Annotated in this window: 30 protein-coding genes, 1 pseudogene and 1 riboswitch; of the genes and pseudogenes, 22 read left to right on the top strand and 9 right to left on the bottom strand. The window is 43.2% G+C overall.

The window, feature by feature from the left end:
* Positions 1–6: 6 nt before the first annotated feature.
* From GX348_10665 to GX348_10645, 5 genes are all read left to right on the top strand, one after another.
* Entirely contained in the window at positions 7–363 is a 357-nt protein-coding gene (locus tag GX348_10665) for a hypothetical protein (protein NLP42631.1), read from the top strand.
* 70 nt (positions 364–433) lie between these two features.
* Positions 434–676 carry a YgjV family protein gene (locus tag GX348_10660; GenBank protein NLP42630.1) on the top strand — a complete coding sequence of 81 codons (243 nt, stop codon included), beginning with the start codon at positions 434–436 and terminating at the stop codon, positions 674–676.
* Between the two features lie 18 nt (positions 677–694).
* Positions 695–1,831 (top strand): iron-containing alcohol dehydrogenase, encoded by a 1,137-nt coding sequence (locus GX348_10655; protein ID NLP42629.1) that lies wholly within the window; start codon positions 695–697, stop codon positions 1,829–1,831.
* Between the two features lie 15 nt (positions 1,832–1,846).
* Positions 1,847–2,326 carry a DUF523 domain-containing protein gene (locus GX348_10650; GenBank protein NLP42628.1) on the top strand — a complete coding sequence of 160 codons (480 nt, stop codon included), beginning with the start codon at positions 1,847–1,849 and terminating at the stop codon, positions 2,324–2,326.
* Positions 2,327–2,356: 30 nt separating this feature from the next.
* Complete coding sequence (locus GX348_10645) at positions 2,357–2,878, top strand: DUF456 domain-containing protein (protein ID NLP42627.1); 522 nt, start codon at positions 2,357–2,359, stop codon at positions 2,876–2,878.
* A 48-nt stretch (positions 2,879–2,926) separates the two neighbouring features.
* On the opposite strand, the gene GX348_10640 is transcribed toward GX348_10645, so the two are convergent.
* Both GX348_10640 and GX348_10635 read right to left on the bottom strand, forming a co-directional pair.
* A complete protein-coding gene (locus GX348_10640; GenBank protein NLP42626.1) occupies positions 2,927–4,114 on the bottom strand; it encodes a pyridoxal phosphate-dependent aminotransferase in 1,188 nt (395 codons plus the stop codon).
* A 93-nt stretch (positions 4,115–4,207) separates the two neighbouring features.
* Positions 4,208–4,929, bottom strand: a pseudogene (locus tag GX348_10635) (cell wall hydrolase).
* A gap of 202 nt (positions 4,930–5,131) precedes the next feature.
* On the opposite strand from GX348_10635, the gene GX348_10630 reads away from it, so the two are divergent.
* From GX348_10630 to GX348_10620, 3 genes are all read left to right on the top strand, one after another.
* Positions 5,132–6,319, top strand: a complete 1,188-nt coding sequence (locus GX348_10630; protein NLP42625.1) for an anaerobic nitric oxide reductase flavorubredoxin — start codon at positions 5,132–5,134, stop codon at positions 6,317–6,319.
* 115 nt (positions 6,320–6,434) lie between these two features.
* Positions 6,435–7,373 (top strand): membrane dipeptidase, encoded by a 939-nt coding sequence (locus GX348_10625; protein NLP42624.1) that lies wholly within the window; start codon positions 6,435–6,437, stop codon positions 7,371–7,373.
* A gap of 121 nt (positions 7,374–7,494) precedes the next feature.
* On the top strand, positions 7,495–8,118 hold the full coding sequence (locus tag GX348_10620; GenBank protein NLP42623.1) for a TetR/AcrR family transcriptional regulator: 624 nt from the start codon (positions 7,495–7,497) through the stop codon (positions 8,116–8,118).
* A gap of 42 nt (positions 8,119–8,160) precedes the next feature.
* Here GX348_10620 and GX348_10615 read toward each other — a convergent pair whose 3' ends face one another.
* The 5 genes from GX348_10615 to GX348_10595 all read right to left on the bottom strand — a co-directional run bounded on the left by GX348_10615 (position 8,161) and on the right by GX348_10595 (position 12,741).
* Positions 8,161–8,976 carry a MetQ/NlpA family ABC transporter substrate-binding protein gene (locus GX348_10615; protein ID NLP42622.1) on the bottom strand — a complete coding sequence of 272 codons (816 nt, stop codon included), beginning with the start codon at positions 8,974–8,976 and terminating at the stop codon, positions 8,161–8,163.
* 14 nt (positions 8,977–8,990) lie between these two features.
* Positions 8,991–9,803: a MetQ/NlpA family ABC transporter substrate-binding protein gene (locus GX348_10610; GenBank protein NLP42621.1), complete on the bottom strand. Its 813-nt coding sequence runs from the start codon at positions 9,801–9,803 to the stop codon at positions 8,991–8,993.
* Between the two features lie 47 nt (positions 9,804–9,850).
* Complete coding sequence (locus tag GX348_10605; protein ID NLP42620.1) at positions 9,851–10,957, bottom strand: aminotransferase class I/II-fold pyridoxal phosphate-dependent enzyme; 1,107 nt, start codon at positions 10,955–10,957, stop codon at positions 9,851–9,853.
* A 103-nt stretch (positions 10,958–11,060) separates the two neighbouring features.
* Positions 11,061–11,714, bottom strand: coding sequence for an ABC transporter permease (locus GX348_10600; protein NLP42619.1), 654 nt, complete (start codon positions 11,712–11,714; stop codon positions 11,061–11,063).
* Positions 11,683–12,741, bottom strand: a complete 1,059-nt coding sequence (locus GX348_10595; GenBank protein ID NLP42618.1) for a methionine ABC transporter ATP-binding protein — start codon at positions 12,739–12,741, stop codon at positions 11,683–11,685. Before GX348_10595 ends, GX348_10600 begins: the two co-directional genes overlap by 32 nt.
* A gap of 84 nt (positions 12,742–12,825) precedes the next feature.
* A riboswitch (SAM riboswitch) is annotated at positions 12,826–12,936 on the bottom strand.
* Positions 12,937–13,118: 182 nt separating this feature from the next.
* Between GX348_10595 and GX348_10590 the strand changes: the two genes are divergently transcribed.
* From GX348_10590 to GX348_10580, 3 genes are read left to right on the top strand one after another with little or no spacing between them, the layout of a single operon-like run.
* Positions 13,119–13,421: a hypothetical protein gene (locus GX348_10590; GenBank protein NLP42617.1), complete on the top strand. Its 303-nt coding sequence runs from the start codon at positions 13,119–13,121 to the stop codon at positions 13,419–13,421.
* 36 nt (positions 13,422–13,457) lie between these two features.
* Positions 13,458–14,645, top strand: coding sequence for an ATP phosphoribosyltransferase regulatory subunit (hisZ, locus tag GX348_10585; GenBank protein ID NLP42616.1), 1,188 nt, complete (start codon positions 13,458–13,460; stop codon positions 14,643–14,645).
* A gap of 4 nt (positions 14,646–14,649) precedes the next feature.
* Entirely contained in the window at positions 14,650–15,177 is a 528-nt protein-coding gene (locus GX348_10580) for an HD domain-containing protein (protein NLP42615.1), read from the top strand.
* A 1-nt stretch (position 15,178) separates the two neighbouring features.
* Here the strand turns inward: GX348_10580 and GX348_10575 are convergent, their stop codons facing one another.
* Positions 15,179–16,129, bottom strand: coding sequence for a D-2-hydroxyacid dehydrogenase (locus GX348_10575; GenBank protein ID NLP42614.1), 951 nt, complete (start codon positions 16,127–16,129; stop codon positions 15,179–15,181).
* Positions 16,130–16,283: 154 nt separating this feature from the next.
* Between GX348_10575 and GX348_10570 the strand changes: the two genes are divergently transcribed.
* From GX348_10570 to GX348_10520, 11 genes are all read left to right on the top strand, one after another.
* Positions 16,284–16,949, top strand: a complete 666-nt coding sequence (locus GX348_10570) for an ATP phosphoribosyltransferase (protein ID NLP42613.1) — start codon at positions 16,284–16,286, stop codon at positions 16,947–16,949.
* Entirely contained in the window at positions 16,946–18,283 is a 1,338-nt protein-coding gene (gene hisD / locus GX348_10565; protein NLP42612.1) for a histidinol dehydrogenase, read from the top strand. Before GX348_10570 ends, hisD begins: the two co-directional genes overlap by 4 nt.
* A 1-nt stretch (position 18,284) precedes the next feature.
* Complete coding sequence (hisC, locus tag GX348_10560; protein ID NLP42611.1) at positions 18,285–19,343, top strand: histidinol-phosphate transaminase; 1,059 nt, start codon at positions 18,285–18,287, stop codon at positions 19,341–19,343.
* Positions 19,344–19,348: 5 nt separating this feature from the next.
* The gene (gene hisB, locus GX348_10555) at positions 19,349–19,933 is read left to right on the top strand and encodes an imidazoleglycerol-phosphate dehydratase HisB (GenBank protein ID NLP42610.1); all 585 of its coding nucleotides are present in this window, start codon (positions 19,349–19,351) and stop codon (positions 19,931–19,933) included.
* A 13-nt stretch (positions 19,934–19,946) separates the two neighbouring features.
* A complete protein-coding gene (gene hisH, locus GX348_10550) occupies positions 19,947–20,555 on the top strand; it encodes an imidazole glycerol phosphate synthase subunit HisH (protein ID NLP42609.1) in 609 nt (202 codons plus the stop codon).
* Positions 20,552–21,280, top strand: coding sequence for a 1-(5-phosphoribosyl)-5-[(5-phosphoribosylamino)methylideneamino]imidazole-4-carboxamide isomerase (gene hisA / locus GX348_10545; GenBank protein ID NLP42608.1), 729 nt, complete (start codon positions 20,552–20,554; stop codon positions 21,278–21,280). Before hisH ends, hisA begins: the two co-directional genes overlap by 4 nt.
* Positions 21,281–21,284: 4 nt before the next feature.
* Positions 21,285–22,043 carry an imidazole glycerol phosphate synthase subunit HisF gene (gene hisF, locus GX348_10540; GenBank protein NLP42607.1) on the top strand — a complete coding sequence of 253 codons (759 nt, stop codon included), beginning with the start codon at positions 21,285–21,287 and terminating at the stop codon, positions 22,041–22,043.
* Positions 22,040–22,693, top strand: a complete 654-nt coding sequence (locus GX348_10535; protein NLP42606.1) for a bifunctional phosphoribosyl-AMP cyclohydrolase/phosphoribosyl-ATP diphosphatase HisIE — start codon at positions 22,040–22,042, stop codon at positions 22,691–22,693. The genes hisF and GX348_10535 overlap by 4 nt, the downstream gene beginning before the upstream one ends.
* 1 nt (position 22,694) lies before the next feature.
* The gene (locus GX348_10530; protein ID NLP42605.1) at positions 22,695–23,432 is read left to right on the top strand and encodes a SagB/ThcOx family dehydrogenase; all 738 of its coding nucleotides are present in this window, start codon (positions 22,695–22,697) and stop codon (positions 23,430–23,432) included.
* Positions 23,433–23,589: 157 nt separating this feature from the next.
* A complete protein-coding gene (locus GX348_10525; GenBank protein NLP42604.1) occupies positions 23,590–24,807 on the top strand; it encodes a divergent polysaccharide deacetylase family protein in 1,218 nt (405 codons plus the stop codon).
* A gap of 25 nt (positions 24,808–24,832) precedes the next feature.
* Positions 24,833–25,570 (top strand): DUF169 domain-containing protein, encoded by a 738-nt coding sequence (locus GX348_10520; GenBank protein ID NLP42603.1) that lies wholly within the window; start codon positions 24,833–24,835, stop codon positions 25,568–25,570.
* 32 nt (positions 25,571–25,602) lie between these two features.
* Here the strand turns inward: GX348_10520 and GX348_10515 are convergent, their stop codons facing one another.
* Positions 25,603–26,400 (bottom strand): tRNA 2-thiocytidine biosynthesis protein TtcA, encoded by a 798-nt coding sequence (locus GX348_10515; protein ID NLP42602.1) that lies wholly within the window; start codon positions 26,398–26,400, stop codon positions 25,603–25,605.
* Positions 26,401–26,622 lie beyond the last annotated feature (222 nt).

Genomic DNA, 26,622 nt, shown 5'->3' with positions numbered 1-26,622 from the left:
AAGGAAGTGACGGTACTAATTGTGCCGTCACTTCCATTTGTTCCCTTAGATGCAGAATTACATTTGGTGAACACTATTATTATCAATAATAAAAAGCAGGTGGAAGAAATGAGCAAAACTTCTGAGGCGAACATAGTCTGGATAGTTAGTTTTCAAATCGATGAAACTGGTCGGTTTTTAGATTACGAAATTGACCAGCTTGATTTGCATGACCACCCTGAGGTTGGGGCTAAGTTGACCACGCTAATTGGGAAGGGTGTATTTACTTCAGCAGAAGAAGCCAAGGTTTGGGCTGAAAAACAATTTGCTAGTCGATCGGGCTGTTCTGGCTGTGGTTGCGGGGGCTGCTGCCACGAAAAGTAATCATGGCTGGCGGGACAGGCCGTTAAATGGTAAAATCTATATGAGAATACTTCCTTGAGAGGATGGCAGAATGGAAAATGTAGGTTGGGTAGAATGGTTGGGCTACTTTTCATCGGTACTTGTAGCGATATCGCTGATGATGTCATCGCCGATGAAACTAAGGTGGTTAAACTTAGCAGGGGCGATTTGTTTTACTTTTTACGGAGTTATGATAAAAGCTTACCCTATAGCAGCAATTAACTTGCTTCTCATCTTTATTAATTCTTATCATCTTTATAATCTCTATACTGGCGAAAATAATAAGATTAGTTAAGGATAGGAGTGAATTTACATCAAGTGTTTAATATTAGGCGGTAGAAATGTCATAATTGGTCGCGGTGCACTTGAAAAGGTCAAGAGTATCCAAGCAGAGAGAGCGTTTATTGTGACCGGCGGCAGTTCAATGTTTAAGAGCGGGGTTATTGATAAAATTGAAAATTTGCTGCAGCAAAGTAAATGTCAAACGTATGTTTACTCTGGAATCAAGAAGAACCCTGATACCAGGGATGTTTTGGGCGGACTGAGCAAGATGCGTGACTTTAAACCGGATTTGCTGATTGCAGTCGGCGGCGGCTCGCCTATTGACGCGGCGAAGGTAATGGCTATTATGTATGAAAATCCTAAAATAACTTTTGATAATATATTATCAGTCACGCTGCCTCAACAGCGAACTGCGTTAAAGTTTGCCGCAATTCCAAGCACTTCGGGCACCGGCAGTGAAGTAACAAGGGCGGCAGTTATAACATTTCGCGAAAGCCAGATTAAAATCGGAATCAAAACACCGGCCTTTATTCCGGACATTGCAATTTTGGATGCTGAACTTACAATGACAATGCCTGATAATGTGGTTGCTGAGACCGGCATGGATGCAATGACTCACGCTGTTGAATGTTATATAAACAATAATTTAGATGATTTTGCCGAATGTATGGCAAGAAGTGCCGTTGAAGGGTTATTTGCCTTTCTACCGGTTTCCTACCAGGAAAAAACTGCCGAAAGCCGTGAAAAGGTTCACCATTATCAATGCCTGGCCGGAATTGCTTTTGATAATGTTGGTCTGGGAATGGCCCATGGTATTTCTCACGCTATCGGCGGAATGTTTGATCTCGGTCATGGTCTTATTAATGCTATTGCCTTGCCTTATATCCTTGAATACAATGCCCAGGATCCTGCGGTAAAAGCAAAACTAGACCGGTTAGCCCGTAGTATTAGCCAGCCCGATTTTTGCGCCGCTATAAAAAACTTGAATAAGGGTCTCAAAACACCTACATGCTTTAGAGAAGCAGGAATATCTAGGCAGCTTTTTGAGGATAATTTTAAATTATTGGTAGAGAATTCTCTAAAGGGTTCAACAAGAGTAAATCCGGTCAAAGTGTCAGCGGGCGATATGGCTGATTTACTCACCTCGATTTTTCACGGAAAATTTTAAAAAGGGCGTGAGCATATGATCTTAGTAAGCGCCTGTCTGTTGGGACTAGATACTAAATATGACGGCAAATCTAACGCTAATGAACTAATTATTAGATATGGCTGTCGGGGGAAGTATATACCTGTTTGCCCTGAACAGCTTGGCGGCTTACCGACTCCAAGGCTGCCTGTTGAAATAATCGGCGGAACAGGCGATACTGTTTTGGAGTGCAAAGCTAAAGTGCTAGAAAACTCAGGCCGGGAGGTTACCTGTCAATTTAAAGCAGGGGCAGAGCAAATATTAAAAATCGTTAGCACCGTTCCAATTAGTGCGGCTATTCTAAAAGAACGAAGTCCGTCCTGTGGGGTAAATCAGATCTACGATGGTACTTTTTCTCATATAGTAAAGCAAGGCCGGGGTATAACCGCCGCCGCGCTGAAAAAAACGGGAATAAAACTGGTTTCAGAAGAAGAACTTACGGAAGAAAGGCTGCTGCAGCTGCTTGCGGATGATTAAGTTATAAACTATTTTGGTGGTGTGTTTATTATGGAAATGATTTCAGTAATGGCTGTTAACATTGCGGCAAGTATTGGCCTTTTAGTGGGGATTGGGCTTACGCTTATTAATTTACCAGGCAATATCGTTATTTTGCTGCTTGCCTTGGGATATGCGGTTTATGACGGGTTTATCCATATAACTTTTCAAACATTATTTATCGTATTCACGTTATTTATTGCCGGGGAAGTAGTTGAATTTATTGCCGGCGCCGTAGGGGCAAAAAAGGAAAAAGCATCTTCACGAGCTATGCTAGCGGCAGTTGTAGGAGCAATAATCGGTGGTATTATCGGAACCGGGCTGCTTCCTGTTATCGGGTCGGTGCTTGGGGCAATAACCGGTGCTTACGGAGCTAGCTATATAGCAGAGTATTCGAAAGCCGGTAACGCTGAACATGCCCGTCGGGTGGGGATAAGTGTCATGAAAGGCCAAGCTGTCGGTATGATCTTCAAGATTGTTATGGCCGTCGGAATGGTGGCTTTGATAGTTTTAGAAATGCCGTGGGGGTTATAAGAAGAAAGGGATTTGCGCCCTAGCGGGCGGCAAATCCCTTTTGTTTATCTAACCCTCAATTACTTTTGCGATTCTTTCCAAGCCTTTTATGATATTTTCACGCGAAGTAGCATAGGAGAGTCGCAAATATTCCCCGGTTTCACCTTTGTTTCGGGCTCCAAAGGCAGTACGTGGCAGCACCGCAACATCGCCGTTATACAAGATATGTTTTTGCAGTTCTTTTGAGTTTGTGAAGCCAAGATTACTGCACGCCTCGGTTACATTCGGAAAAACATAGAAGGCTCCATTAGGATTTTTACAGGTGACTCCTTTGATGCTGTTGAGACCGGCGACAATCAAATCGCGGCGAGCTTTGAATTCAGCAACCATTGCGTCAACAAAATCTTGGGGCCCGGTGAGAGCCTCAATACCAGCATACTGAATAAAGGTATTGGTGCATGACTCGCAATTTGTTTCCAGACGGGCAATCTGGGCTGCCAGCTCGGCATTCATAACGCCGTAGCCTAAACGCCAACCGGTCATCGCATAAGTTTTTGAAAACCCGTCAAGAATTATTGTTCTTTCTTTCATGCCTGGTAAGGCGCTGATGCTGATAAACTTTCCAGAATAAATTATCCGGCTGTATATTTCATCTGAGAGCACCCATAAGTTATGCTTGACGGCCAGTTTAGCAATTTCTTTGAGATCATCATCGCTTAACATGCCGCCTGTCGGGTTCTGAGGGCTATTCAGAATGATGAGCTTAGTCTTGGGGGTAATTAAGGTTTGCAGGTGTTTTGTATCAAAAGTAAAATCTTTTTCTTCAAGCAGGGGAGCAGGTACAGGAACACCGCCGACAAAATTGATTACCGATTCATAGATAGGAAACCCCGGATTGGGATAGATTACTTCATCGCCAGGATTAACAAGGGCATGGATAGTGTAGTAAATAATAGGTTTACCGCCGGGAGTGACAACTATTTCGTTTGGAGAAACCGGAATACCGCGAGTTTTGCCAACATAATGAGCAATCGCTTCCCGCAGTGGTAGAATACCAGCTGAGGGGCCATAATGAGTGTAGTTTTGCTCAATGGCTTTTATACAAGCCGTCTTAATGTTTTGCGGAGTGTCAAAATCAGGTTCGCCAATAGCGAAACTCAGAATGTCGCGGCCATCAGCCTGTAATTTATTAACTTCGGCCAGTACCTCAAAAGCATTCTCTGTTCCTAAGCGACTTAGACGTTCGGCAATATTCATGATAAATGATAACCCCCCTACTGTATAGTTATAATTATGATAAATTAGGCAAATATATAAGCAGTTCCTGCTCTGTATGCGAAAATTCTGACATTAATTTCGCCCAGGTAGGAAAGCTGAAAGTGGGTTAGCATTATCCTGATAATAATGTAATATTCCGCGGGCAATGGTTTCTGCTAGCAGCTTTTGATAGTCCGGGGAATTAAGTTGGGTCAAATTAGTGGGTTGGTGATATACCCGACCTCGACTAAGGCAGCAGGAACTTTATTGCGTTTGAGGACGAAATAATTGCCGGGATTTGCTGTTTTGGGAGAGGGGATTACATTGTACAGTTCATTCTGGATTGAGTTTGCTAGCAGCTTACTGGATTCCGACCGCGGGGCATAAAAAGATTCGGCACCAATTTTTTTGCTGTTTGAATTAGAGTTTGCATGGATACTGATAAACAGGTCAGCATCTGATTCTTCGACTAGCTCTACCCGGGCCGCTAAATCACGATGATAACGCCCCTTTATCTTGGTATTATCGCATAACCCGCTTAGATCGGTATCGCAATCGCGGGATAAGATAACTTTGGCACCATAGCTATTAAGCGCGGTTTTTAATTCAAGGGCTATTGCAAGATTAATGTTTTTTTCTTCAACACCCGGCCGGTTTGCGCCTGGATCAATGCCGCCATGGCCGGCGTCGACAATAATAATTCTGCCTTCCAGTGGTGAACGATTCATTGCGCTGCAAGCCAAAATGCTTGTTAGGACAAAACCTACTACCAGAAAAATAACCAGCATGCGTTTTGTAATGTATAATATAGGCATTTTATCACCTCAGTTAAGGTATATGCATCGAGTGACTATTGGAAAACAATCTCTGACAGATTATTGCTCAAAAAAGCTACATTTTGCAAGGAAAATATTTCTTAGCAAGGAGGGGATTTATTATTCGTGGAGAATACTTATTCACAACTAAATAAATAATAATTAGTTCTGTAATAAAATTTATGGAGGTTAAGAAAAGATTATGGCTTTTAAAATCAATGATAATGTATCTTGGGTTGGTAAAATAGACTGGGAATTAAAGAAGTTTCATGGTGAAGAATACTCCACTCATAAAGGTTCAACCTATAACTCGTATCTAATACGTGATGAAAAAATTGTTCTTATCGATACCGTATGGGCCCCATTTGCCGAAGAATTTGTACATAACTTGCGCAAAGAGATTGACTTGAACAAGATTGATTATATAATTGCTAATCATGGTGAGGTTGATCACAGTGGTGCCTTAACAGAATTGATGAAGTATATCCCTAATACGCCAATCTATTGTACTGCTAACGGTGTAAAGTCAATAAAAGGGCAATACCACCAAGACTGGAATTTCCAAGTCGTTAAAACAGGTGACCGATTGAATATTGGCTCCAAAGAATTGGTATTTATTGAAGCACCGATGCTGCACTGGCCGGATACTATGTTTTGCTATTTAACCGGAGACAATATTTTGTTCAGTAACGATGCTTTTGGCGAGCATTTTGCCTCTGAGTCAATGTATAATGATTTAGTAGATCAGGCTGAATTATTTGCGGAGTGCCAGAAGTATTATGCCAATATCTTGACTCCATTTAGTAAAATGGTAGAGCGGAAAATTAAAGAGGTAGTGGGCATGAATCTGGATATTAACATGATTTGCCCCAGTCACGGAGTTATTTGGCGCGATAATCCATTGCAGATTGTCGAAAAGTATCTCCAATGGGCAGCCGACTATCAAGAAAACCAAATTACCATAATTTATGATACTATGTGGAATGGAACCCGCAAGATGGCTGAGAATATTGCCAAAGGCATTAGAATGGCCGATGACAAGGTAACGGTAAAGCTTTACAATTCGGCTCGCCGCGATAAAACAGACATCATGTCTGAGGTTTTTAAATCTAAAGCTATTATAGTCGGTTCGCCAACCGTCAACAAAGGCGTTCTGTCATCAGTAGCCGCTGTCTTGGAAGAAATAAAAGGACTTGGTTTTAGGAATAAAAAGGCTGCAGCTTTTGGAGCTTATGGCTGGAGCGGCGAATCGGTAAAAATAATTACTAATTGGCTTAAGGAAAGTAAATTTGATGTCGTTAACGATGGTTTAAACCTGTTCTGGAATCCAGATGATAACGGCGAGGAAGCATGTATTAACTTCGGCAAGGAGATTGCGCTCAAGTATTGAATAAATCAAGCAGTCTAGCGAGACTAGGCTGCTTTTTGCATTAAAGCTAATTTTAAATATTGTTGTAAAGTTAAGAATATCATATAGCATGAAAAACAATGAGGAGCGATAATAGATGCCATTTATCGATTTACATTGCGATACAATTATGGGCCTTATGGAAGCGGGGCCAGAGGTGATGCTAAAAAACAATAATCTAAAAATCGATGTTTCAAAGCTTAAAGCAGGCGGAGCATTAGCACAGTTTTTTGCACTTTTCATTGACATAAAAGAGTGCGAAAACCCACTCGAATATGGTTTAAAGATGCTCGACCGCTTCTATAATGAAATTGAAAATAACAGCGCTGATTTAGCGTTAGCGTTAAACTATCAAGATTTTAGACGAAATAGTTTAGAGAACAGGATATCAGCGTTTCTTACAATCGAAGAGGGCGGTGTTCTTAAAGGAGAAATGGCCAATCTCCGCAACTTCTATCGCCTAGGGGTGCGTCTGATAACACTAACTTGGAATTACCCAAATGAGTTAGGTTTTCCTAATATTAAGGAAGAGTATCGCAGTCGTGGTTTAACGCCGTTTGGCTGTGCTGTTGTAAGCGAGATGAACAGGCTTGGGATGATTATTGATGTGTCGCATCTATCCGACCAGGGATTTTATGATGTAGCCCGACTGTCATCCAAACCGTTTGTTGCTTCTCATTCTAATGCCCGGTCGGTTACTAACCATTCGCGCAATTTAACTGACGATATGATAAGGGTGTTAGCCGAAAAAGGCGGCGTTGTTGGCATAAATTTTGCCCGCGATTTTCTAGGCTCGCAGGACATTAGCCGTATTAACGATATGGTAAAACATATAAAACATATAATAGACGTCGGCGGTATTGAAACGGCGGCAGTAGGCTCTGATTTCGACGGGATCGATCCGGAGCTTGAAATAATTGATTTTAGCGAAATGAAAAAGCTGGCTGACGCTTTAGAACAGAATAATTTTAATTCCGGTCAAATCGACAAAATTTGCCATGCGAATGCCCTAAGGGTTATTAAAGACTGCTTATAGTCGCAATTGCCCTAGTTTCCTGGTTGACAGTATTTTTATTGCTTCCTATAATAGTAATTATAGGTTGTTAGGCTTCGCCCTGTATGCGGCGAGAACAGTGTTGAATTTTGGGAGGATTATAATGGCCATTACCCGTCTGAATGAAAACTATACAGATTCACGCACCAAGCGCCAGCAAATACTTGATGCAGCCTACGAGGTTTTTTCGCATAAAGGATATCACCGAGCTACAGTTGATGAAATAATAGCGCTGGCTGATACTGGCAAAGGTACGGTTTACAATTATTTTGTCAATAAAGAGCAGTTGTTTTATACTTTAATTAAAGAGCGCAGTGCTCCGTTTGAAACAACCCTGCAGCAAATAGTCGACTCCCAGATTCCGCCGCTGACGAAAATAGAGGTCATTATTAAGGAGTACATAGCCTTTTATGCGGTAAATGCTGATTTGTGGCGTGTAATGATGCACGAAGTTCGTGGTTTGGGCCGTGAAGGGTATTCTAATTTTTCTCAAGCGCAGCGTGATAAGTACCGTGATTGGTTTAGGTCTACTGTTGGCATGATAGAGATAGTGCTTAATGAGTGTATTGCGGCGGGGGACATACGCCAATGCGATGCTAATATGGCAGCTTATGCGCTATTTAGTGTAATTGTTATGTCTGTATTTCAAAAGTTTGTAAGTGATGATATAGACACGACGGCAAAGATGATAAGCAATGTGTTTTTATATGGAGTGACAAATAGATAAGAAAAACCTGACCTAAGAATAGGTCAGGTTTTTTAGCGCCTTTTACCAGGCTGGGGATACTGAGCCTTTGAAGTGTTCTTGGATGAACTTTTTAACTTCATCAGACTGGTATGCCTTAACTAATTTCTGTACAGCCGGATTATCTTTATTGGCAGCCTTTACCGCAATTAAATTAGCGTATGGAGAATTTAAGTCCTCTAAAGCGATTGCGTCTTTATTGGGGATAAGGCCGGCTGTCATAGCATAATTGGTATTGATTGCCGCGAAGTCGATATCATCTAATGAGCGAGGTATCTGAGCGGCCTCAAGTTCTTTAATTTTAAGATTTTTCGGGTTTTCAGCAATATCTGTTACTGCCGCACTGATGCCGACATTTGGTTTGAGTTTGATAAGACCGAGTTTCTCTAATAGTAAGAGGGCACGGCCACCGTTAGTTGGGTCATTAGGGATGGCAACAACTGCGCCAGCCTGTATTTCATTTAGACTTTTAATTTTTTTGGAGTAAATACCCATTGGAAAAATTACTGTCTTGGCAACCGATACTATATCATAGTTACGATCCTGAATGATATTATCAAGGTAAGGCTGATGCTGGAAACTATTAGCGTCGATATCGCCTTGGAATAAAGCGACATTAGGCTGGATATAGTCGTTAAATTCTATTACCTCAATTTTAAGACCGTCTTTTTCAGCTACTTTCTTTACTACGTCCATGACTTCGGCATGGGGACCGGCGGTAACGCCGACTTTTAAGGGCTTATCTGCGCCGGGAGTGCTCTGTTTACTGCAACCGGCGGTTATACCTAGTGCAAACAGGAGTACGAGCAGAACAGCAGTCAGTTTAGTGAATTTTTTCATCGTAGGCCTCCTGATTAAAATGCCGGAACGATAGCGCCGTTATACTTTTCATTGATGAATTTTTTTACTTCTTCGGATTTTAATACGTTTACAAGTTTTTGGATTTCAGGTCTGGTTTCGTCACCTTTGCGAACAACCAATATATTTACGTAAGGAGAATCTTGCTGTTCAATAAACAAAGCATCTTTGGTTGGAACCAGCTTGGCTTCAAGGGCGTAGTTGGTATTGATAACAGCCGCATCGACATCTTCAAGCGAACGGGGAAGCTGCGGAGCTTCAAGCTCACGGATTTTAATATTTTTTGGGTTTTCAGTAATATCAGTTACAGTAGCTTCGATAGTTACGCCTTCTTTAAGTTTAATAAGACCGGCTTTGGCTAGAAGCGCTAAAGCACGGCCGCCATTAGTCGGGTCATTCGGGATAGCGATTTGAGCGCCATTTTTAATATCGTTTAGGTTTTTTAAGGTTCTCGAGTATACGCCCATTGGTTCGATGTGGATACCGGCAGCATTAACTAACTGCAGATTGCGTTCAGTGCTGAATTTATCAAGGTACGGAGTGTGCTGGAAGAAGTTTGCATCAAGTTCCTTGTCAGCTACTGCTAGGTTGGGACGAACATAATCAGTCATTTCAACAATTTGAAGGTCGACGCCTTCTTTGTCAAGCATTGGTTTAATGAAATTAAGAATTTCGGAATGCGGAAGAGGTGTTGCACCGACTTTTACGACGGTCTTGCCGGCAGGAGCCGCAGGTTTATTGCTGCTACAGCCAGCAAATAAGACAGACAATGATACCAGAGCAATTACTAACAGTACAATTTTCTTCATTAAAATAGCCTCCTATTAATTTAATTTATCGGTATGGATTGAGATCCTTACGCACGAAGTTTTTGCAGTCGTTCAACCGCAGTCTTTAAAGTAGACATCTCTTTACAGAAGCAGAAGCGGACAAACTTTTTGCCGTCAGGGGTCTCATTGCGGTAAAAGCTTGAACCGGGTACTACAGCTACGCCAATCTTCTCGGCTAGAAACTTGGCGAAGGCGACATCATCATCATAACCGAACGGTGTAATATCAGCCATGATGTAGTAAGCGCCTGCGGGGGAGATACAGTTAAACCCAAGCTTAGTTAGTTCGCTAAGCAGATAATCGCGCCGCTCGCGGTAGAATTCAGAAAGTCCATGATAATATTCTGTTGGGAACCGCATCGCCTGGGCGGCGGCTGTTTGGAGTGGAGCAGCTGCGCCAACGGTCAGGAAATCGTGAACCTTTCGGATTGACTGAGTGATTTCCGGTGATGCGGTAACGAAACCAATTCGCCAGCCGGTAACACTGAAAGTTTTAGAGATACTGTTAATGGCTACTGTGCGGTCAGCCATACCTGGCAAAGTCCAGAGCGGAATATGTTTTGCATTATCGTATAAAATGTGCTCATAAATTTCATCAGTGATTGCTAAGGCATCATGCTTAATGCATAAGTCGGCTATTAGTGTCAGCTCGTCGTGGGTGAATACTTTGCCAGTCGGGTTATTAGGAGTATTGATGATGATTGCCCTGGTACGGTCGGAAAATGCTGCCCGGAGTTCATCATAATCAAAACTGAAAGATGGTGGCTTGAGCTTAATGTATTTTGGGGTTGCTCCGCAGAGAATTACATCAGGTCCATAGTTTTCGTAAAAGGGTTCAAAAATAATAACTTCTTCTCCAGGATTGACGGTAGCTAAAAGTGTCGCTATCATTCCTTCAGTTGATCCGCAGCAAACAGTTATTTGGCGCTCAGGATCAAGATCTACTTTATAATCACGTTTTGTTTTCCAGGCAATTGAGTCTCTTAGCGCTTTAGTTCCCCATGTAATTGCATACTGATTATGGTCAGACCAAATTGCGTCAACAGCAGCCTGCTTAATTTCGTGCGGAGCAGGAAAGTCGGGAAATCCCTGCGCCAAGTTAACTGCATTGTGGGCGGCGGCGATGCGGGACATTTCCCTAATAACCGATTCAGTAAAGTGACTGGCTTTTTCTGATGCGAATTTTAATTGCAAATCGCTCGGCGTGGTGGGCACGATAACAGCTCCTCTTTGGGATTTATTTTTTATTAAGCCGGCGGGCGAAATAGTCGCCGCAGGATTGAACTATCTGTACTTGGGCAATCAAGATGATTACAGTGGCTAGCATGATATCTACCCTAAACCGTTGGTAGCCATATCTAATGGCCAAATCGCCTAAGCCGCCTCCGCCGACAGCACCGGCCATAGCTGAGTAACCAATCAGACTGATGATAGTCAATGTAAGACCTAAAACGATTGAAGGCATTGCTTCAGGAATTAGTACCTTAGAAATTATCTCGCGCGGCGATGCGCCCATCGCCTGAGCCGCTTCAATCAGACCATAGTCAACTTCTTTGAGGGCTGATTCAACAACTCTGGCCAAAAACGGTATAGCGGCAATACTTAAAGGAACGATGGCTGCTTCTGTTCCGATAGATGTTCCTACAATTAAACGGGTTAATGGAATTATTGCAACCATCAAAATGATAAACGGTGTTGAGCGGGTCGCGTTAACGATAGATCCCAAGATACGGTTAAACGGTATGTTTTCCAAGATATGCCCTTTATCAGTTGTAACCAGAATAACGCCTAACGGAACTCCCAGGATTATTGAAATAATTGTTGATGCGGCTACCATATAAGTTGTTTCCCAAAGAGCGTTACCCAGCAACACGATTATCTCTTGCGACATAACCAATCACCTCTATTCCTAATTCTCGGGTCTGCAAATAGTTCAAAGCATTTTGAATACTGTTTTGTGAGCCGGATAATTCAATTATTAAGGTGCCAAACGGAGTATTCTGAATATGGTCTATATTGCCGTACAGGATACTGGCGTCCACATTGAAGCGGCGAATCATGCTTGCGATAATCGGCTCTTCGGTAGAATGACCAAAGAAGGAAATCCGCAGAACCAAATTACTTTCAGGCAAAGGTACCGGTGAAAAAGATATATCTGCCAGGATATCCGGCAAGTCGTGATTAATAATTGAGCTGATAAACTCCCGGGTTGTATCTGCCTGCGGCTTGGTAAAGATATCGATTACATTGCCTTGCTCAATAATACCGCCATTTTCGATAACAGCTACCCTGTCACAAATTTCTTTAATAACATTCATCTCATGAGTTATAAGAACAATAGTAAGATTTAGTTTTTGATTTATGTTTTTTAACAGTTTGAGGATAGACTTTGTTGTCTGAGGATCTAGGGCCGATGTTGCTTCATCGCAAAGCAATACTTTCGGATTATTGGCCAGCGCCCGGGCGATGCCGACCCGCTGTTTTTGACCGCCGCTTAGTTGTGCTGGATACTGGTCTCTTTTATCAGCCAGACCAACTAAGTCAAGCAGATGGTTTACTTCTTTTTGGATAGTTTCTTTGCTTGCTCCGGCCAGCTCAAGGGGGAACGCAACATTATCAAATACAGTCCTTGAAGAGAGGAGATTAAAGTGTTGGAAAATCATTCCAATCTTTTTGCGGGCGTCACGTAGTTTTTGCTCAGACATTTCAACAAGGTTTTGACCGTCGACGATAACGCTGCCTTCGGTAGGACGCTCTAGCATATTTATACATCTGATCAAAGTGCTTTTACCGGCGCCGCTTTTACCGATAACGCCGAAAATTTCACCTTGGTTAATATTGAGATTAACTCCGTCTAGCGCCGGAACAGGACCATTAGCGCCTTTATAAACCTTTTTTATGCCGGTCAACTTAATCATTTATAATTGCTCCTTTCAATCCTTAAACTAAGAATAGAAAAACGTTTCTTCACAAATGAAGAAACGTATAATAGACTACGCTACTCTTCATCTGCCAGGATTAATCCTGTAGGAATTGGCACCGTTTTCGCTTATGAAAGCGAATGGTTGCCGCGGCGTCATTGGGCCAGTCCCTCAGCCAACTCTTGATGAAAGTAAATCAGTATTCAGTTGATAGAAATAATAATAGCACTATTAGAAAAGCGGTGTCAAGGGTTTTTAAAAATAAAGTTATGATTTCACAAATTAAAGAATAAAAGTAATAAAGCAGGAAAATATTAGATTTAGAACGAAATGATAGAACAATATAGGGCATTATTGAAAAGGAGCGTATGGACATGTCTGTTAATCCTAAGCTTAAGGATGCATTGACCGATCAACTGGCTAAGGCCATTTTATTGTTGAAGAATGAGGAAGAATGCTATCAATTCTTTGAAGATATTTGTACAATCAGTGAATTAAAGGCATTAGCCCAACGGTTGGAAGTAGCCCGCATGCTAAAATTTGGTCATACTTATGATGATATTGTTGCCAGGACGGGAGCCAGTACTGCAACCATCAGTCGTGTCAAAAGGTGCCTACATTATGGTGCGGACGGTTATAAGATTGTTTTAGAACGCTTGGGAGATCAGCAGCCTTAAGACTACTGCTGAAAGAACAGAAAGGTTGGAACATTAATGAACAATGAAGCATTTGTACCAAAAATTCCTTACGGGACAAGAGATCTGTTACCACGGGATGCTAACCGCAAGCGTAATATTGAAGCTTCATTTAGTAAGCTTTTTGCCGGTTGGGGCTACGACGAAGTTGTCACACCGACTTTTGAATATTTGGAAACGTTAACGGTGGGGAGCTCCGGTGACCTTCAGAATAATATGTTTAAATTTCTTGATAAAAACAATCGCATATTAGCGCTCAGACCGGATATGACTACACCAATCGTCCGAGTAGCCGCAACTAGGCTGCGGGAGAATACTCTGCCGTTAAAAATCTTTTACTTAACAAATGTTTTTCGGTATGAGGAAGCGCAAGCTGGGCGTCAATGCGAATTTTACCAGGCCGGCGTAGAATTATTAGGCCGTTCGGAGGCCACAGCCGATGCCGAAGTTATAGCTCTTGCTATCGAGGCGATGCTTGAGGCCGGACTGACTAATTTTCAGGTTAGTTTAGGGCAAGTCGAGTTTATCAATGGTATTATGAATGAATATCAACTAACGTCGGCTCAGCGCCAGGCTGTTAAACAAGCCTTGGTTAATCGCGACTTAGTTGGATTAGGTGAAATTCTGAGCAATAGCGGGCTCTGCCCTGCCGCCCAAAAATTGCTTAAGCAAGTACCCGTTCTTCATGGACGTGAAGATATGCTAAGCCAATCTTATAGCATGATTACTAATGAAACCAGCCGGAAGGCGCTTGATAACCTTAGTGAAATATACAGTATCTTAAAAAATTACGGAGTAGGAAAATATGTAAATTTTGATTTAGGAATTATTCGTAATTTTGAATACTATACTGGAATGGTTTTTGAGGGATATACGCCAGGTTTAGGATTTCCTTTATGCGGGGGCGGCCGATATGATAGAATGGCCGGATCGTTTGGTGCTGACTGGCCGGCAACAGGCTTTGCTTTAGGAATAGAAAGAATTATGCTCGCTATGGAGCGCCAAGGTATAGCTATGTCTCCGGATTCAAAAGATATTTATATTGGGTGGAGCGAGGGTATGCTTAAGGAGGCTATAGCTTATGCCGAAGAACAGAGGCGGGGCGGTAAGATTGTTGAACTAGCTCTAATTCCCCAATCGCAGGCTGAAGCGGCCTCAATGCAAGTTTCTAAGGGTTATGGGAAACTAGTTTATATAGGTGATTAAATTAATGCTAAATCGAGTGAAGCAAGTTGCTGCGGCGCTTACTGCTAAGATAACAGACAAAGACCGAATTTTTATTGCCAAACATCTTAATGAGCGGGAACAAAAACTATTTTGGGGCATGAATTTGCCGGATCAAAGACACGCGCTCAATGTTGCCTATTCAGCACTTAAACTTGCTTTGGGGCAGCCGCAGATTAACAGCACGATATTAATTAAAAGCGCGCTGCTGCATGACGTTGGTAAAGTAAAAGGTGATGTCAGCACTATTGATAAAATACTGACTGTTATTGCGCATAAGCTTAACGGTAAATGGGCTAAACAGTGGGGTAGAGCAGGGAAGGGCACTATACTAAATAATATGCGCCACGCTTTTTATATATACTTTCATCATCCTGAGCGAAGCGCCGCTCTGTTGAGTGCTATTAACGAGGATCCGCGGGTTGTTGAAATTGTGGGCATACACCATAAAGCTCCGGCGGATACCGATCCGCCGGAGCTTCGTATACTTAAGATGGCCGACAACATGCACTAACTTAGTAGCCCTTTATTTTATCAATCAAATTTTGCATTTCGTCGTTTTTGGCAAAACGTCCAAGATTTTCGGCGAATAATTTAACAGCCCTATCAAGATAATACGGTGAGAGGGCAGCTAGATGCGGGGTAAGAATAACATTCGGCATATCCCAGAGCGGTGAGTCTTCGCTGAGCGGTTCGTGTTCGAATACGTCCAGCCCGGCGCCTTTAATCAAGCCGTCCTTCAGAGCTGTAATTAGATCGGCTTCACGTACGATACCGCCGCGGGCAATGTTAATAAAGTAGGCCGATTTTTTCATAGCGGCAAATTGTTCGAGTTTAAAATATTCCTTGGTATCAGGCAGGAGCGGCAGTGCGGCAACGACAAAATCTGAAACTGACAGCATTTCATCTAAAGCCTCGGGAGCAAACAATTTATCAACAAACAGCTCGGTAGTAGGCTGCCTTTTAACGGCGACTACATCCATTCCAAGACCTTTGGCTTTTTTGGCGATTTCCCGTCCGATACTGCCAAGACCAACGATGCCGATTGTTTTACCGTGAATTTCATCTACATGAGCGCGTTTCCATTGCTTATCGATTTGGTGGCGGACAAAATAATTTAAACCGCGGCTAAAGGCCAGCATTAAGGCGAGAACATGCTCTGAAACCGGAATGCCGTGAATGCCCTTAGAATTTGTGAGGATTGCAGCGGCGGACTGGAGCTCTGGTGTTATCATATTTTCGACACCGGCGCTAAGTGAGTGTATCCATTTTAAGTTGGGCGCACTGCTTAACAGCGGGCGAATATCCATCCACCCCCATGCGACGAGAATGTCGCAATCAGCAATGTAGTTGACAGCATCTTCTTGTTCGACAGTAATGATATTGCTAAGCGGTACTATATTTTTTATTGCGGTAAGATGGCGCTCGGCAAGTTTATTAAGTACAACAATATTTAATGTGGGCACAGAAATAGTCCCCCTTCTTCACCAATAGTATTTTGTTAAATACTTCTACGTATTCATAAAAAATCCTACAATGTTGCTTGACGAATATTTATGATAGTGTTACTATATTCAATATATTAATACTTTAAATAACTAAAGGGTTGTGAGAGGCCGTATGACATCAAGCGATTTAAATTATTTAACCATTGCACTGCCAAAAGGCAAGTTATTTGCACCCTCGGCTAAAATGCTGAATGATATCGGCTATACCGCTGAAGGTTTGAGTGAGAAATCTCGAAAATTAGTTATTACGAACGAACAGGAAAAAATCCGTTTTATCATAACTAAGACAGCTGATTTGCCGACCTATGTTGAATACGGTGCAGCCGACGTTGGTATAATCGGTAAAGATGTTTTGCTGGAAGAAGGCAAAGATGTATATGAACTACTTGATCTAAAGTTCGGCTTTTGCCGCCTTATGGTTGCAGTGCCGCAAGCCTTGAAACAAGAAAAAATAAGCGATTATGCACACATGCGGGTTGCTACAAAATATCCTAAGATTGCTGAACGTTTCTTTAATAGCCTGGGAATTCAGATGGAAATTATTAAGCTTAACGGCTCAATTGAACTGGCCCCAATGGTTGGCCTAGCTGAAATGATTGTTGATATAGTAGAAACCGGCCGGACCTTGAAAGAGAATCAGCTTATCGAGGTAGCTCAAATCCACCCGGCTACAGCTCGGTTTATAGCAAATCGCGTAAGCTTTAAGATGAAATTTGACCGCATAAATAAGATGGCTGAGGATCTTAAGCTGCTTATGGAAAGCGAGGGCGGTATATGAGAACCGTATTTACTAGTGAATTAACTATTGAAGAAATAAGAACTCTGTTGGCTAAGCCTTCCTTTGATAAAGTACCTTTGGGAGAAGGTGCAAAAGCTAGGATTAAAACCACTTTCGGTGCCGAACTTACAGCTGCCGAGGTTGTCGATAGAATTGTCGGCGATGTACGGGAGAAGGGTGATGAGGCAGTATTCTCCTATACCGAAATCTTTGATGGAGTCGCCCTTACAGCGAAGACTATAGAAGTAACTCAGTTTGAAATTAATGAAGCTGTTAAAAATGCCGATCCGCATATATTAAGAGCTCTCGAACGAGCTGCGGCGAACGTTCGTCGCTTTCATGAAGAACAGGTGCCCAAATCCTGGCTAACCTATCGCGATCATGGTTCAATACTTGGGCAAAGCTGTATCCCGCTTGATCGGGTTGGAATTTATGTACCAGGCGGTACTGCTAGTTACCCGTCTTCGGTGCTTATGAATGCTATTCCAGCCGATGTAGCCGGGGTGAAGGAAATTATCATGGTTGTTCCTCCGTCGCGTGATGGAAGTGTAAATCCGTACGTTCTGGCCGCAGCAAAAATCGCCGGTGTTGCGAGAATCTTTAAGATCGGCGGCGCCCAAGCTATTGCCGCGTTAGCATTTGGGACGGCAAACGTCCCCCGCGTGGATAAAATTACCGGACCAGGCAATATTTTTGTTACTTTGGCCAAAAAGGCCGTTTACGGCTGCTGCGATATTGATATGCTAGCCGGGCCAAGCGAAATCTTAATAGTAGCTGATAGTACTGCGAATCCGAGTTATGTTGCGGCGGATATGTTAAGTCAGGCCGAACATGATGTTTTGGCTTCTAGCATTGTAATAACCGATAGCGCTGAACTGGCCAAAAGTATTGAAGTTGAAGTGCACGCTCAGTTGGCTAAACTGCCGCGGCGGGAAATAGCGGCAGCGGCGCTTGATAGGAATGGACTGATAATTGTTACCCAAAATATTATGGAAGCTATGGAACTTGCCAATATATCAGCACCTGAACATTTGGAAATACTGACCGCTGAGCCGATGACCATGCTACCGTATGTTCGTAATGCTGGCGCGGTCTTCTTAGGACCATACTCCCCGGAACCATTGGGTGATTATTATGCCGGTCCGAACCACGTTTTGCCGACTGGCGGCACGGCTCGCTTTTATTCGGTATTAAATGTTGAAACATTTATGAAAAAGACAAGTATTATTGCGTATACTCAAAAAGCCCTGTTTCAGGCAAGCTCAGATATTATTAAACTAGCTGAAGCTGAAGGGCTGACAGCACACGCCAATGCAATAAGAGTGAGGGGATAATATGTGGAAATTTCGAGCAGGGCTAGAAACGCTACCGACATATACAGTTGAGGAAAAAGAATGGGATATTAAACTGGATGCAAATGAAAGTCCGGTGAATTTGCCGCCGCTAGTGCAGGAGAAGGTAATAAGCAAGCTGTCATTTCTGGCGTTTAACCGTTATCCTGAGATGGGGATGATTGGACTTCGGGAACAAATTGCCCGCGAATTCAGCTTAACAATCGATCATGTTATAATCGGCAGCGGCTCAAGTGAAATATTGCTGGCTCTTTGCCATGCACTGGGCGGATCAGCGAATAGCATTGTATACCCGACGCCATCATTTTCGATGTATGGCATCTATGTTAAAATGGCTGACAGCAAGGCGGTGCAGGTGCCGCTCAATGCTGATTTTTCATTAGACCGCGATAAAGTTGTCGAAGCCGCCCGAACTTCAAAAGCCAGTCTTATTATGCTATGCAACCCTAATAATCCTACTGGTAATGTTATGCCGCCGGAAGATATCGAATACATCCTAAACCGGGCAGATTGCCCTGTCGTTGTTGATGAAGCCTATTATGAATTTTACGGAAAATCAGCCGTCGGACTTTTAGCTGACTATAAGAACTTAATTGTCACCAGAACTTTTTCAAAGGCCTACGGTCTGGCGTCGGCTCGCGTCGGCTATATGCTGGCTTCGCCTGAACTGACTGCGGCGGTTGGCAAAGTAATGATGCCGTATCATGTTAATGCTTTATCACTTGCGGCGGCTGAGGTTGTCTATCAAATGCGTGATGAATTTTCCACAGGCATTCAGCAGACAATTACTGAACGCAATCGTATGGCTGAGGCGTTACAGGCGGTTCCGGGCATAGATGTTTATCCGTCGGAAGCTAATTTTATATTGATTAGAACTTGCCGCGCCAAGGAACTAAATTCTTACCTAGCCGATAAGGGAATAGGTGTAAGGGATTTCAGCTCATCTGCTGAGCTTGCTGACTGCATACGAATATCCGTCGGCACTCCGGTTGAAAACGATATATTAATCAAGACTGTAAAAGCTTATATGGAAAGAGGGTAAGTGGGATGCGAACTGCCGAGCTGTCAAGAAAAACAGCTGAAACCGCTATTTCCGCAGTAGTGAATATCGACGGATCAGGCAAAGCCGAAATCAGCACAGGTGTTGGTTTCTTTGATCATATGCTTATATTGCTGGCTAAGCATGGATTGTTTGATTTAAAGCTAAAAGCTGATGGAGATTTATTTGTTGACTGCCATCACACTATAGAAGATGCGGGAATTGTCTTAGGCCAGGTGATTAAGAAAGCACTGGGTGATAAGACTGGCATTAGACGTTATGGAACAGCGTTTGTACCCATGGATGAGGCGCTTGTAATGGTGTCGTTAGATATAAGCGGACGTTCGTTCTTGGTCTATGACGTAGAAGTACAGACTGATCGCATTGGTAATTATGATTGTGAAATGACCGAGGAATTTCTTCGGGCACTTGCTAATAATGCCGGTTTAACACTGCATGTAAAAATGCTGGCCGGGAAAAACGCTCATCATATTGTGGAAGCTCTGTTTAAGGCACTGGGAAGAGCGCTTGATGAGGCAACACGGCTAGATGCTCGGATTAATGGTGTAATGTCGACTAAAGGAATGCTGTAAGGAGTTGAAAAAGATGATTGCGATTATTGATTATGGTATGGGCAATCTTTACAGTGTTCATAAAGCGTTTACCATGCTAGGCGCTGAGACGGTAATAACCAGTGATGCTTCTGTAATAGAAAATGCTGAAAAGGTAATTTTGCCAGGCGTTGGAGCTTTCGGCGACTGCATGAAAAACCTCGTAGACTATAAACTGGTAGAAGTTATACGGCATATTATAAAGCGGGGTACTCCTTTTCTGGGAATCTGTCTTGGTTTGCAGCTATTATTTGAGAGCAGTGAAGAGGATCCCGAAGTTGAGGGACTAAAAATTTTTCCCGGAGTGGTCCGAAAAATTGAGGCGCCGGGCTTTAAGATTCCACATATGGGCTGGAATAGTCTGAAGTTTCAAGCTAATAGCCGGCTCTTTGCTGGGATGCCGGCAAATTCATATGTATATTTTGTGCATAGTTATCACGCAGTACCAAAAGCCCCGGGAATTATCACTGCTGTGGCTAATTATGGCGGTACAGTTACAGCTGCGGTTGGATATGGCAACGTCCAAGCCGTGCAATTTCATCCGGAAAAATCAAGCAGTGTAGGTCTTAAGATTCTTGCCAACTTCAAGGAGCTGAAACTATGATTATATTTCCTGCAATTGATATCCGCGGCGGTAAATGCGTGAGGCTAACTGAGGGCCGTTTTGATCAGGAAACCGTTTTCGCCGATAATCCGGTCGATATGGCCGAAAAGTGGGCAGCGCAAGGCGCGGAGTTTTTGCATGTTGTAGACTTAGATGGTGCATTAGCAGGCAAGTCGGTTAATTTAGACATAGTAAAGGACATTGTTAAATCAGTTAATATACCGATACAATTAGGGGGCGGTATACGAACCCTTGAAAATATTGAAGAGGTTTTACAGACGGGCGTCAACAGAGTGATTGTTGGTTCGGTAGCAGTCCGTAAGCCTGAACTGGTTGAGCAGGCTTGCCGGTTACATGGCGCTAAGATAGTTGTTGGCATCGACGCCAGAGAGGGGCAGGTAGCTGTTGACGGTTGGGGTGTCAGCGGCGGTATTCAAGCCGAGGAACTAGCAAAGAAAATGGCCGATGTTGGCGTTGAGCGAATTATTTATACTGATATTTCTCGCGACGGCACGTTGGCAGGCGTTAATATTGCTGCGACCGGAACTTTGGCAAGAACTGCCGGAATAAAGGTTATTGCCTCGGGCGGGGTCAGTTGTTTGGACGATATTTATGCTGTCAAGGCTGCGGCAAACGACGGCGTTGAAGGCGTTATTGTTGGTAAAGCTATATATACCGGTAGCCTTAACCTAACGGAGGCCATTATGGTTGCACGGGGAGAGTGATTAAATGTATACCAAGCGGATTATCCCTTGTCTTGATGTTAAGGACGGACGTGTAGTAAAAGGGACAAACTTTATAGGTCTCAGGGACGCCGGCGACCCGGTTGAACTTGCGTCGGTGTATGACAAAGAAATTGCTGATGAGCTTGTTTTTTTAGATATAACAGCCTCCTGCGAGGAACGCAAGACTATAGTTCAGGTGGTCGAGGAGACGGCGGCCCAAGTATTTATTCCATTCACTGTGGGCGGTGGCATCCGTGCCCTCGATGATATCCGGACAATACTAAAAGCCGGAGCCGATAAGGTGTCACTTAATACAGCTGCCGTAAAGAACCCGGAACTGCTAGCAGAAGGCGCTAAAGTGTTTGGGCGTCAATGCATTGTTCTGGCAGTTGATGCAAGGCATGCTGGGGATAACAAATGGGAAGTATATATAAACGGCGGGCGAACACCGACCGGACTTGATGTAATTGAGTGGGCAAAAAAGGCGACCTATCTTGGAGCCGGGGAAATTCTCTTAACCAGTATGGATAAAGACGGAACAAAAGACGGTTATGATATTGCTTTGACGCGTGCGGTGTCGGAGGCAGTTGACGTTCCGGTTATTGCTTCAGGTGGTGCCGGAGAACTTCACCATTTTTATGATGTGCTTACGGCGGGTAAGGCCGATGCGGTTTTGGCTGCTTCGGTATTTCATTATGGGAAGTTTACTGTCAGACAGGTAAAGGAATATCTCAAGTCCCGCAACGTAGAGGTGAGACTGTGAACATAGAACAAATAAAATTTGATAAGCAAGGGCTTGTACCGGCTATAATTCAAGACGCTAGAACGAATACTGTTTTAATGTTGGCATATATGAATCAAGAAGCCCTAAAAAAGACAGTTGAAACGAAGGTCACTTGGTTTTACAGCCGCAGCCGGGCAAGATTATGGCAAAAGGGCGAAACATCGGGCCATGTGCAAAAGGTTCAAGAAATTTACTACGATTGTGATGCCGATGCAATTTTGGTAAAGGTTGACCAGACTGGAGCCGCCTGCCATGAAGGGACTTTTTCCTGCTTTAGCCGAAAAATTGCTGAGACAGACATTAGTGCTGATAAGATAGTTGATGTAAGCAAGGTTTACGGGCAGTCAGCAGCTGCCATTCTTCACGAACTGTATGATGTTATAGCCGATCGCAAACAAAACCCCAAAGAGGGGTCGTACACCACCTATCTTTTTACTAAGGGGCAGGATAAGATTCTAAAAAAGGTTGGTGAAGAGTCGGCTGAGACAATTATAGCTTCAAAGAACAATAATAAAGCAGAAATCTTATATGAAATGGCTGATCTCTGGTACCACTGTCTGGTACTGCTGTCGTATCATAATATTACGCCAAGTGAATTATTAACTGAATTACAGGAAAGGAGGAAGTAATATGGAAAAAACTATTGGACAACACTTTATGCAGTTAACGCAGTATAAATATCTTGACGCTTCAGGGAAGGAACAGGGAATACCTCAGCCGCGTCTTCAGCTTGAATATGATAATACTCTGCCGCTGATTGACTTGCCGGACCCTGAGACATTTCCGGAAATTAATTTAAACTTGCTGGAGTTTATTGAACTGCGGACAAGCACACGACAGTTTTCCGGACGGAAGGTTACATTGCCTGAACTTTCATATTTGCTATGGTGCACTCAGGGTGTTAAGGGCATAATGGGTGATAAAGCAACATTTCGGACTGTACCGTCGGCAGGGGCTTGCCACGCTTTTGAGACCTATTTATTGGTGAATAATGTGGAAGACCTCGAGCCTGGCTTATATCGTTTCTTGGCGCTCGAACATAAGCTTCTGCCGGTGAAGTTGACGAAAGAGATATCTGATGAAATCTTTGCTGCTTGCTTAAAGCAACCGTCAATAAAGTTAAGCGCCGTCACTTTTATTTGGACGGCGGTAACTGAAAGAATGACTTGGAAATACGGCGACCGCGGTTATCGTTATTTGCATCTTGATGCTGGCCATGTCTGTCAAAATCTTTATCTGACAAGCGAGTCGATTGGCTGCGGCACCTGTGCAATCGCAGCTTTTGATGACGAGGCGCTAAACAATGCATTAGGTATTGATGGACAAAGCCATTTTGCAATATACTGCGCAGTTGTTGGGAAAAAGTAATAATTTATTTTTAAAACCTGGCCATTGGTCAGGTTTCTTAGCATATTTGTAGGTATTCTCAGTCTGTCTGAAGCTATACATGGTTCAGCCGGGGAGAGGATTTTGGCAGCAATTTGTTGAAATAATATAGAAAATAATCACAATAGGAGATTTGTCGATGGCAAAACGTACTAACCGGGCCCCTTGGATATTAGTACTAATGATCTTAATAACGGCAGGCTTGTACTTTGTTGTATCGGACAACAACAGCAAAACGCCGAAAGGCAGACAACAAGTAGTGCCTAATTATAATCTGGAAAAGACAGGCGCGGGATCGGTGGTCGATTATTCAGCTGCCTCACAAAAGGTTCATAAAGCTGTAGACAGTTTTATCGGTAATGCCAACCTAAAGCTGCAAGACGTTAAAGAAGCTAATAAGGAAATACCAAGGCAGCAGGTGGAAGGCACCATCCGTTGGCATACCAGACAGATATTAGTGAGTATGTCTGGAACTGATCTTGATACAATCAGGCAGCGTGCCGCTGCGGAGGTTAACGGGGTCGGGGGCGAAGTTTTTGATGCCCAACCTGACAACTATCAAGGCCTATCCGTCGTAAGGTTGGATATTGGTCTTACTGATAATTTGGCCGGTGATGTCATAACGGTAATAACTGATCGTGTTTACATCCAGCAGGAAAAAGTAGCAGTTGAAATCCGTAAACCTCCGGTCAGCGCAAAAGGTGAAATGGCGATAGTTATTGATGATTTTGGTTATAGCAGCGAGCCAATAAACGCTTTTGCAGCTATCGACCGGCCGTTAACCTTCGCTGTGCTTCCATATCGCTCTAGCAGTAATGAGGCCGCCACGCGCGGGATAAGCTCAGGACATCAAGTTATGCTGCATCTGCCGATGGAGCCCTTGGCGGCTAGTGAACAATCGGAACGGATAACCATTGGTATAGGTATGGGTGATACTGAAATCCGTGAAACTGTTTCGAGGGCTATCCAAGCTATCCCTGGTATCATAGGAATAAATAATCATCAGGGATCAAGGGCTACAGCCGATCAGCGGGTTATGCGGCAGGTGCTTTCGGTAATTAAGGCAAATAGCCTATTCTTTGTTGACAGTCGCACCAATAGTAAGTCAGTCGGAGTGGCAACGGCGCGGCAGTTAGGGGTTAAAACAGCCGCAAATGACTTATTTATTGATAATGATAACGATGTAGCGGCAGTCAAACGGCAGTTGCGTATCGCTCGTGATATGGCGCTCCGTGATGGCAGCGTTATAGTTATCGGCCATGCTCGCCTTACTACTGCTGCGGCTATACAAGAAATGATAACTGAGCTTGAGGAGAGCGGTATTAAACTTGTATTTGTGTCTGACATGGTGAGATAACAAAATAATGAGGGAGCTGATGATTGTGGAAAGTCGTATATCCAGGGAATTAAAGCTTCGTTATCAACCGGTGGCCGTCATGTTTACCGATAACAAGCCGGAAAATGCCATGCAGTTTATGGAAGGACGCCGCGGATGTGTTATTGCCATGCTGAATGCTGCGGCCAAAGGACGTACCGCCGTTTTTGATCGTAAGACTGCCGGTTGTATTGGCGGGGAAGTTGGTTTAGGGTTCGGCAATGCTTATCCGAAATTCCCGGGCGGCATTGAATATTTCCTATCAACAGGCCGCGGCGAGGGCTATATGCCTGGAGAAGGCTATAAAAAGACCCCTGAATTTGCTCAACAGTTCGCAGATAATCTTCCGATGACAGATATTCCGTATCAATATGTTGTTTTTAAACCTTTAACAGAAGTTGACAATGAGCAGGAAAAACCTCAATTAGTAGTGTTTTATGCTAATGCCGATCAGTTGTCTGCGTTGGTTGTCCTTGCTAATTATAACCGGCCAACTTCTGATAATGTGATTATACCGTTTGGGTCAGGCTGCCAGGCAACTTGTTTATTGCCATACAGTGAGGCTCGTCGTGATACGCAGCGAGCAGTAGTTGGTTTAATCGACATTACGGTGCGGCCGATGGTTGATGCCGACATATTGTCATTTACTGTTCCATTTGCTATGTTCAAGGAGATGGAAGATAATATTGACGGCAGTTTTATTGAAAAACATCTTTGGCACAAAATACGCGAACGTATTAAATAAAAATGAACTCCGGAAAATCCGGAGTTCATTCTTTATTTATATACGTTCTTTTGTGTTTTCCAGAAGGCAATATGCTTTTGTAGCATTTGATCGCGGTCAATCGGGGCGGGCCATAATTCCTGAACGGCGCTTATGCGCATTCCTGAAGTTAAATGGTCGTAAATATCAGCATCAATTTTGCTTAAAGATTGGATGAGTTCCTTGATTTCCTGCCGTTTAGTCTTGCCGTCTAACGGGCAGGGGCTGGGGAGTGGTGTGAACCCATGAAGCGCCGGCGTCTCCTTCAGCTCGTGCTCACGGAAATAAATCAACGGCCTGATAACAGTCAGTTTAGTTCGATCAAGGTACGTCTTTGGCAGAAATGTTTTTAACTGCCCCGAATTTAACAGCGCCATAAAGAAAGTTTCTACGGCATCGTCATGGTGATGAGCGTAGGCTATTTTGTTAAAGCCGTTATTTACGGCAAATTTGTTGATAGCGCCACGCCGAAAAAATGAACAGGAAAAGCAGGGATCTTTTCCATTATTGTTGTTTATTACACCGCTGATGTCAACCTTTTCAGTGTAGAAAGGTACTTCAAGTGACTGGCAGAAGTTAGCCAAGGCACTGGTTTCAAAATCATCGGTGAACATTGGATCAATAGTTATAGCAGAAAGTTCGAATTTAACAGGCATATGTTTTTTTGCCATGGCCAAGGCATAGGTTAAAAATAAGCTGTCTTTTCCCCCAGATAAACCGATAAGAATTTTATCGCCATCTTCAATCAAGTCAAACTCAATGACGGCCCGCATAATGCGGCTGAAATATTGTTGCGGCAAATTATAGTGCATCTTCCACCTCATAAAGTAAGTATATCTGACATTATAGCATTTTTTGTGACTCTTGCTCCAGTATTTTACCTTTGCTTAGCCAATTCCAATATTTTGGTTCTATAATAAATGTTGGGGTACCCAGCTTCTAGCTGGAAGCACCTCAACATTTTTTTGCAAAAAAACGAGCATAAAGTGAAATTTCCCTTAAAATTAAAGTTGCTAACACCCAAAATTAAGGAG

The sequence above is a fragment of the Veillonellaceae bacterium genome (genome assembly GCA_012523975.1).
Lineage (GTDB): Bacteria > Bacillota > Negativicutes > JAAYSF01 > JAAYSF01 > JAAYSF01.
This window is presented reverse-complemented; position numbering and strand designations above follow the sequence as displayed.

Bases quoted from the DNA above. Each gene is read 5' to 3' on its own strand.
- GX348_10660 (NLP42630.1), top strand. From the start codon at position 434: ATGGAAAATGTAGGTTGGGTAGAATGGTTGGGCTACTTTTCATCGGTA.
- GX348_10650 (NLP42628.1), top strand. From the start codon at position 1,847: ATGATCTTAGTAAGCGCCTGTCTGTTGGGACTAGATACTAAATATGAC.
- GX348_10645 (NLP42627.1), top strand. From the start codon at position 2,357: ATGGAAATGATTTCAGTAATGGCTGTTAACATTGCGGCAAGTATTGGC.
- GX348_10640 (NLP42626.1), bottom strand. From the start codon at position 4,114: ATGAATATTGCCGAACGTCTAAGTCGCTTAGGAACAGAGAATGCTTTT.
- GX348_10630 (NLP42625.1), top strand. From the start codon at position 5,132: ATGGCTTTTAAAATCAATGATAATGTATCTTGGGTTGGTAAAATAGAC.
- GX348_10625 (NLP42624.1), top strand. From the start codon at position 6,435: ATGCCATTTATCGATTTACATTGCGATACAATTATGGGCCTTATGGAA.
- GX348_10620 (NLP42623.1), top strand. From the start codon at position 7,495: ATGGCCATTACCCGTCTGAATGAAAACTATACAGATTCACGCACCAAG.
- GX348_10615 (NLP42622.1), bottom strand. From the start codon at position 8,976: ATGAAAAAATTCACTAAACTGACTGCTGTTCTGCTCGTACTCCTGTTT.
- GX348_10610 (NLP42621.1), bottom strand. From the start codon at position 9,803: ATGAAGAAAATTGTACTGTTAGTAATTGCTCTGGTATCATTGTCTGTC.
- GX348_10605 (NLP42620.1), bottom strand. From the start codon at position 10,957: ATGTCCCGCATCGCCGCCGCCCACAATGCAGTTAACTTGGCGCAGGGA.
- GX348_10600 (NLP42619.1), bottom strand. From the start codon at position 11,714: ATGTCGCAAGAGATAATCGTGTTGCTGGGTAACGCTCTTTGGGAAACA.
- GX348_10595 (NLP42618.1), bottom strand. From the start codon at position 12,741: ATGATTAAGTTGACCGGCATAAAAAAGGTTTATAAAGGCGCTAATGGT.
- GX348_10590 (NLP42617.1), top strand. From the start codon at position 13,119: ATGTCTGTTAATCCTAAGCTTAAGGATGCATTGACCGATCAACTGGCT.
- hisZ (NLP42616.1), top strand. From the start codon at position 13,458: ATGAACAATGAAGCATTTGTACCAAAAATTCCTTACGGGACAAGAGAT.
- GX348_10580 (NLP42615.1), top strand. From the start codon at position 14,650: ATGCTAAATCGAGTGAAGCAAGTTGCTGCGGCGCTTACTGCTAAGATA.
- GX348_10570 (NLP42613.1), top strand. From the start codon at position 16,284: ATGACATCAAGCGATTTAAATTATTTAACCATTGCACTGCCAAAAGGC.
- hisD (NLP42612.1), top strand. From the start codon at position 16,946: ATGAGAACCGTATTTACTAGTGAATTAACTATTGAAGAAATAAGAACT.
- hisC (NLP42611.1), top strand. From the start codon at position 18,285: ATGTGGAAATTTCGAGCAGGGCTAGAAACGCTACCGACATATACAGTT.
- hisB (NLP42610.1), top strand. From the start codon at position 19,349: ATGCGAACTGCCGAGCTGTCAAGAAAAACAGCTGAAACCGCTATTTCC.
- hisH (NLP42609.1), top strand. From the start codon at position 19,947: ATGATTGCGATTATTGATTATGGTATGGGCAATCTTTACAGTGTTCAT.
- hisA (NLP42608.1), top strand. From the start codon at position 20,552: ATGATTATATTTCCTGCAATTGATATCCGCGGCGGTAAATGCGTGAGG.
- hisF (NLP42607.1), top strand. From the start codon at position 21,285: ATGTATACCAAGCGGATTATCCCTTGTCTTGATGTTAAGGACGGACGT.
- GX348_10530 (NLP42605.1), top strand. From the start codon at position 22,695: ATGGAAAAAACTATTGGACAACACTTTATGCAGTTAACGCAGTATAAA.
- GX348_10525 (NLP42604.1), top strand. From the start codon at position 23,590: ATGGCAAAACGTACTAACCGGGCCCCTTGGATATTAGTACTAATGATC.
- GX348_10515 (NLP42602.1), bottom strand. From the start codon at position 26,400: ATGCACTATAATTTGCCGCAACAATATTTCAGCCGCATTATGCGGGCC.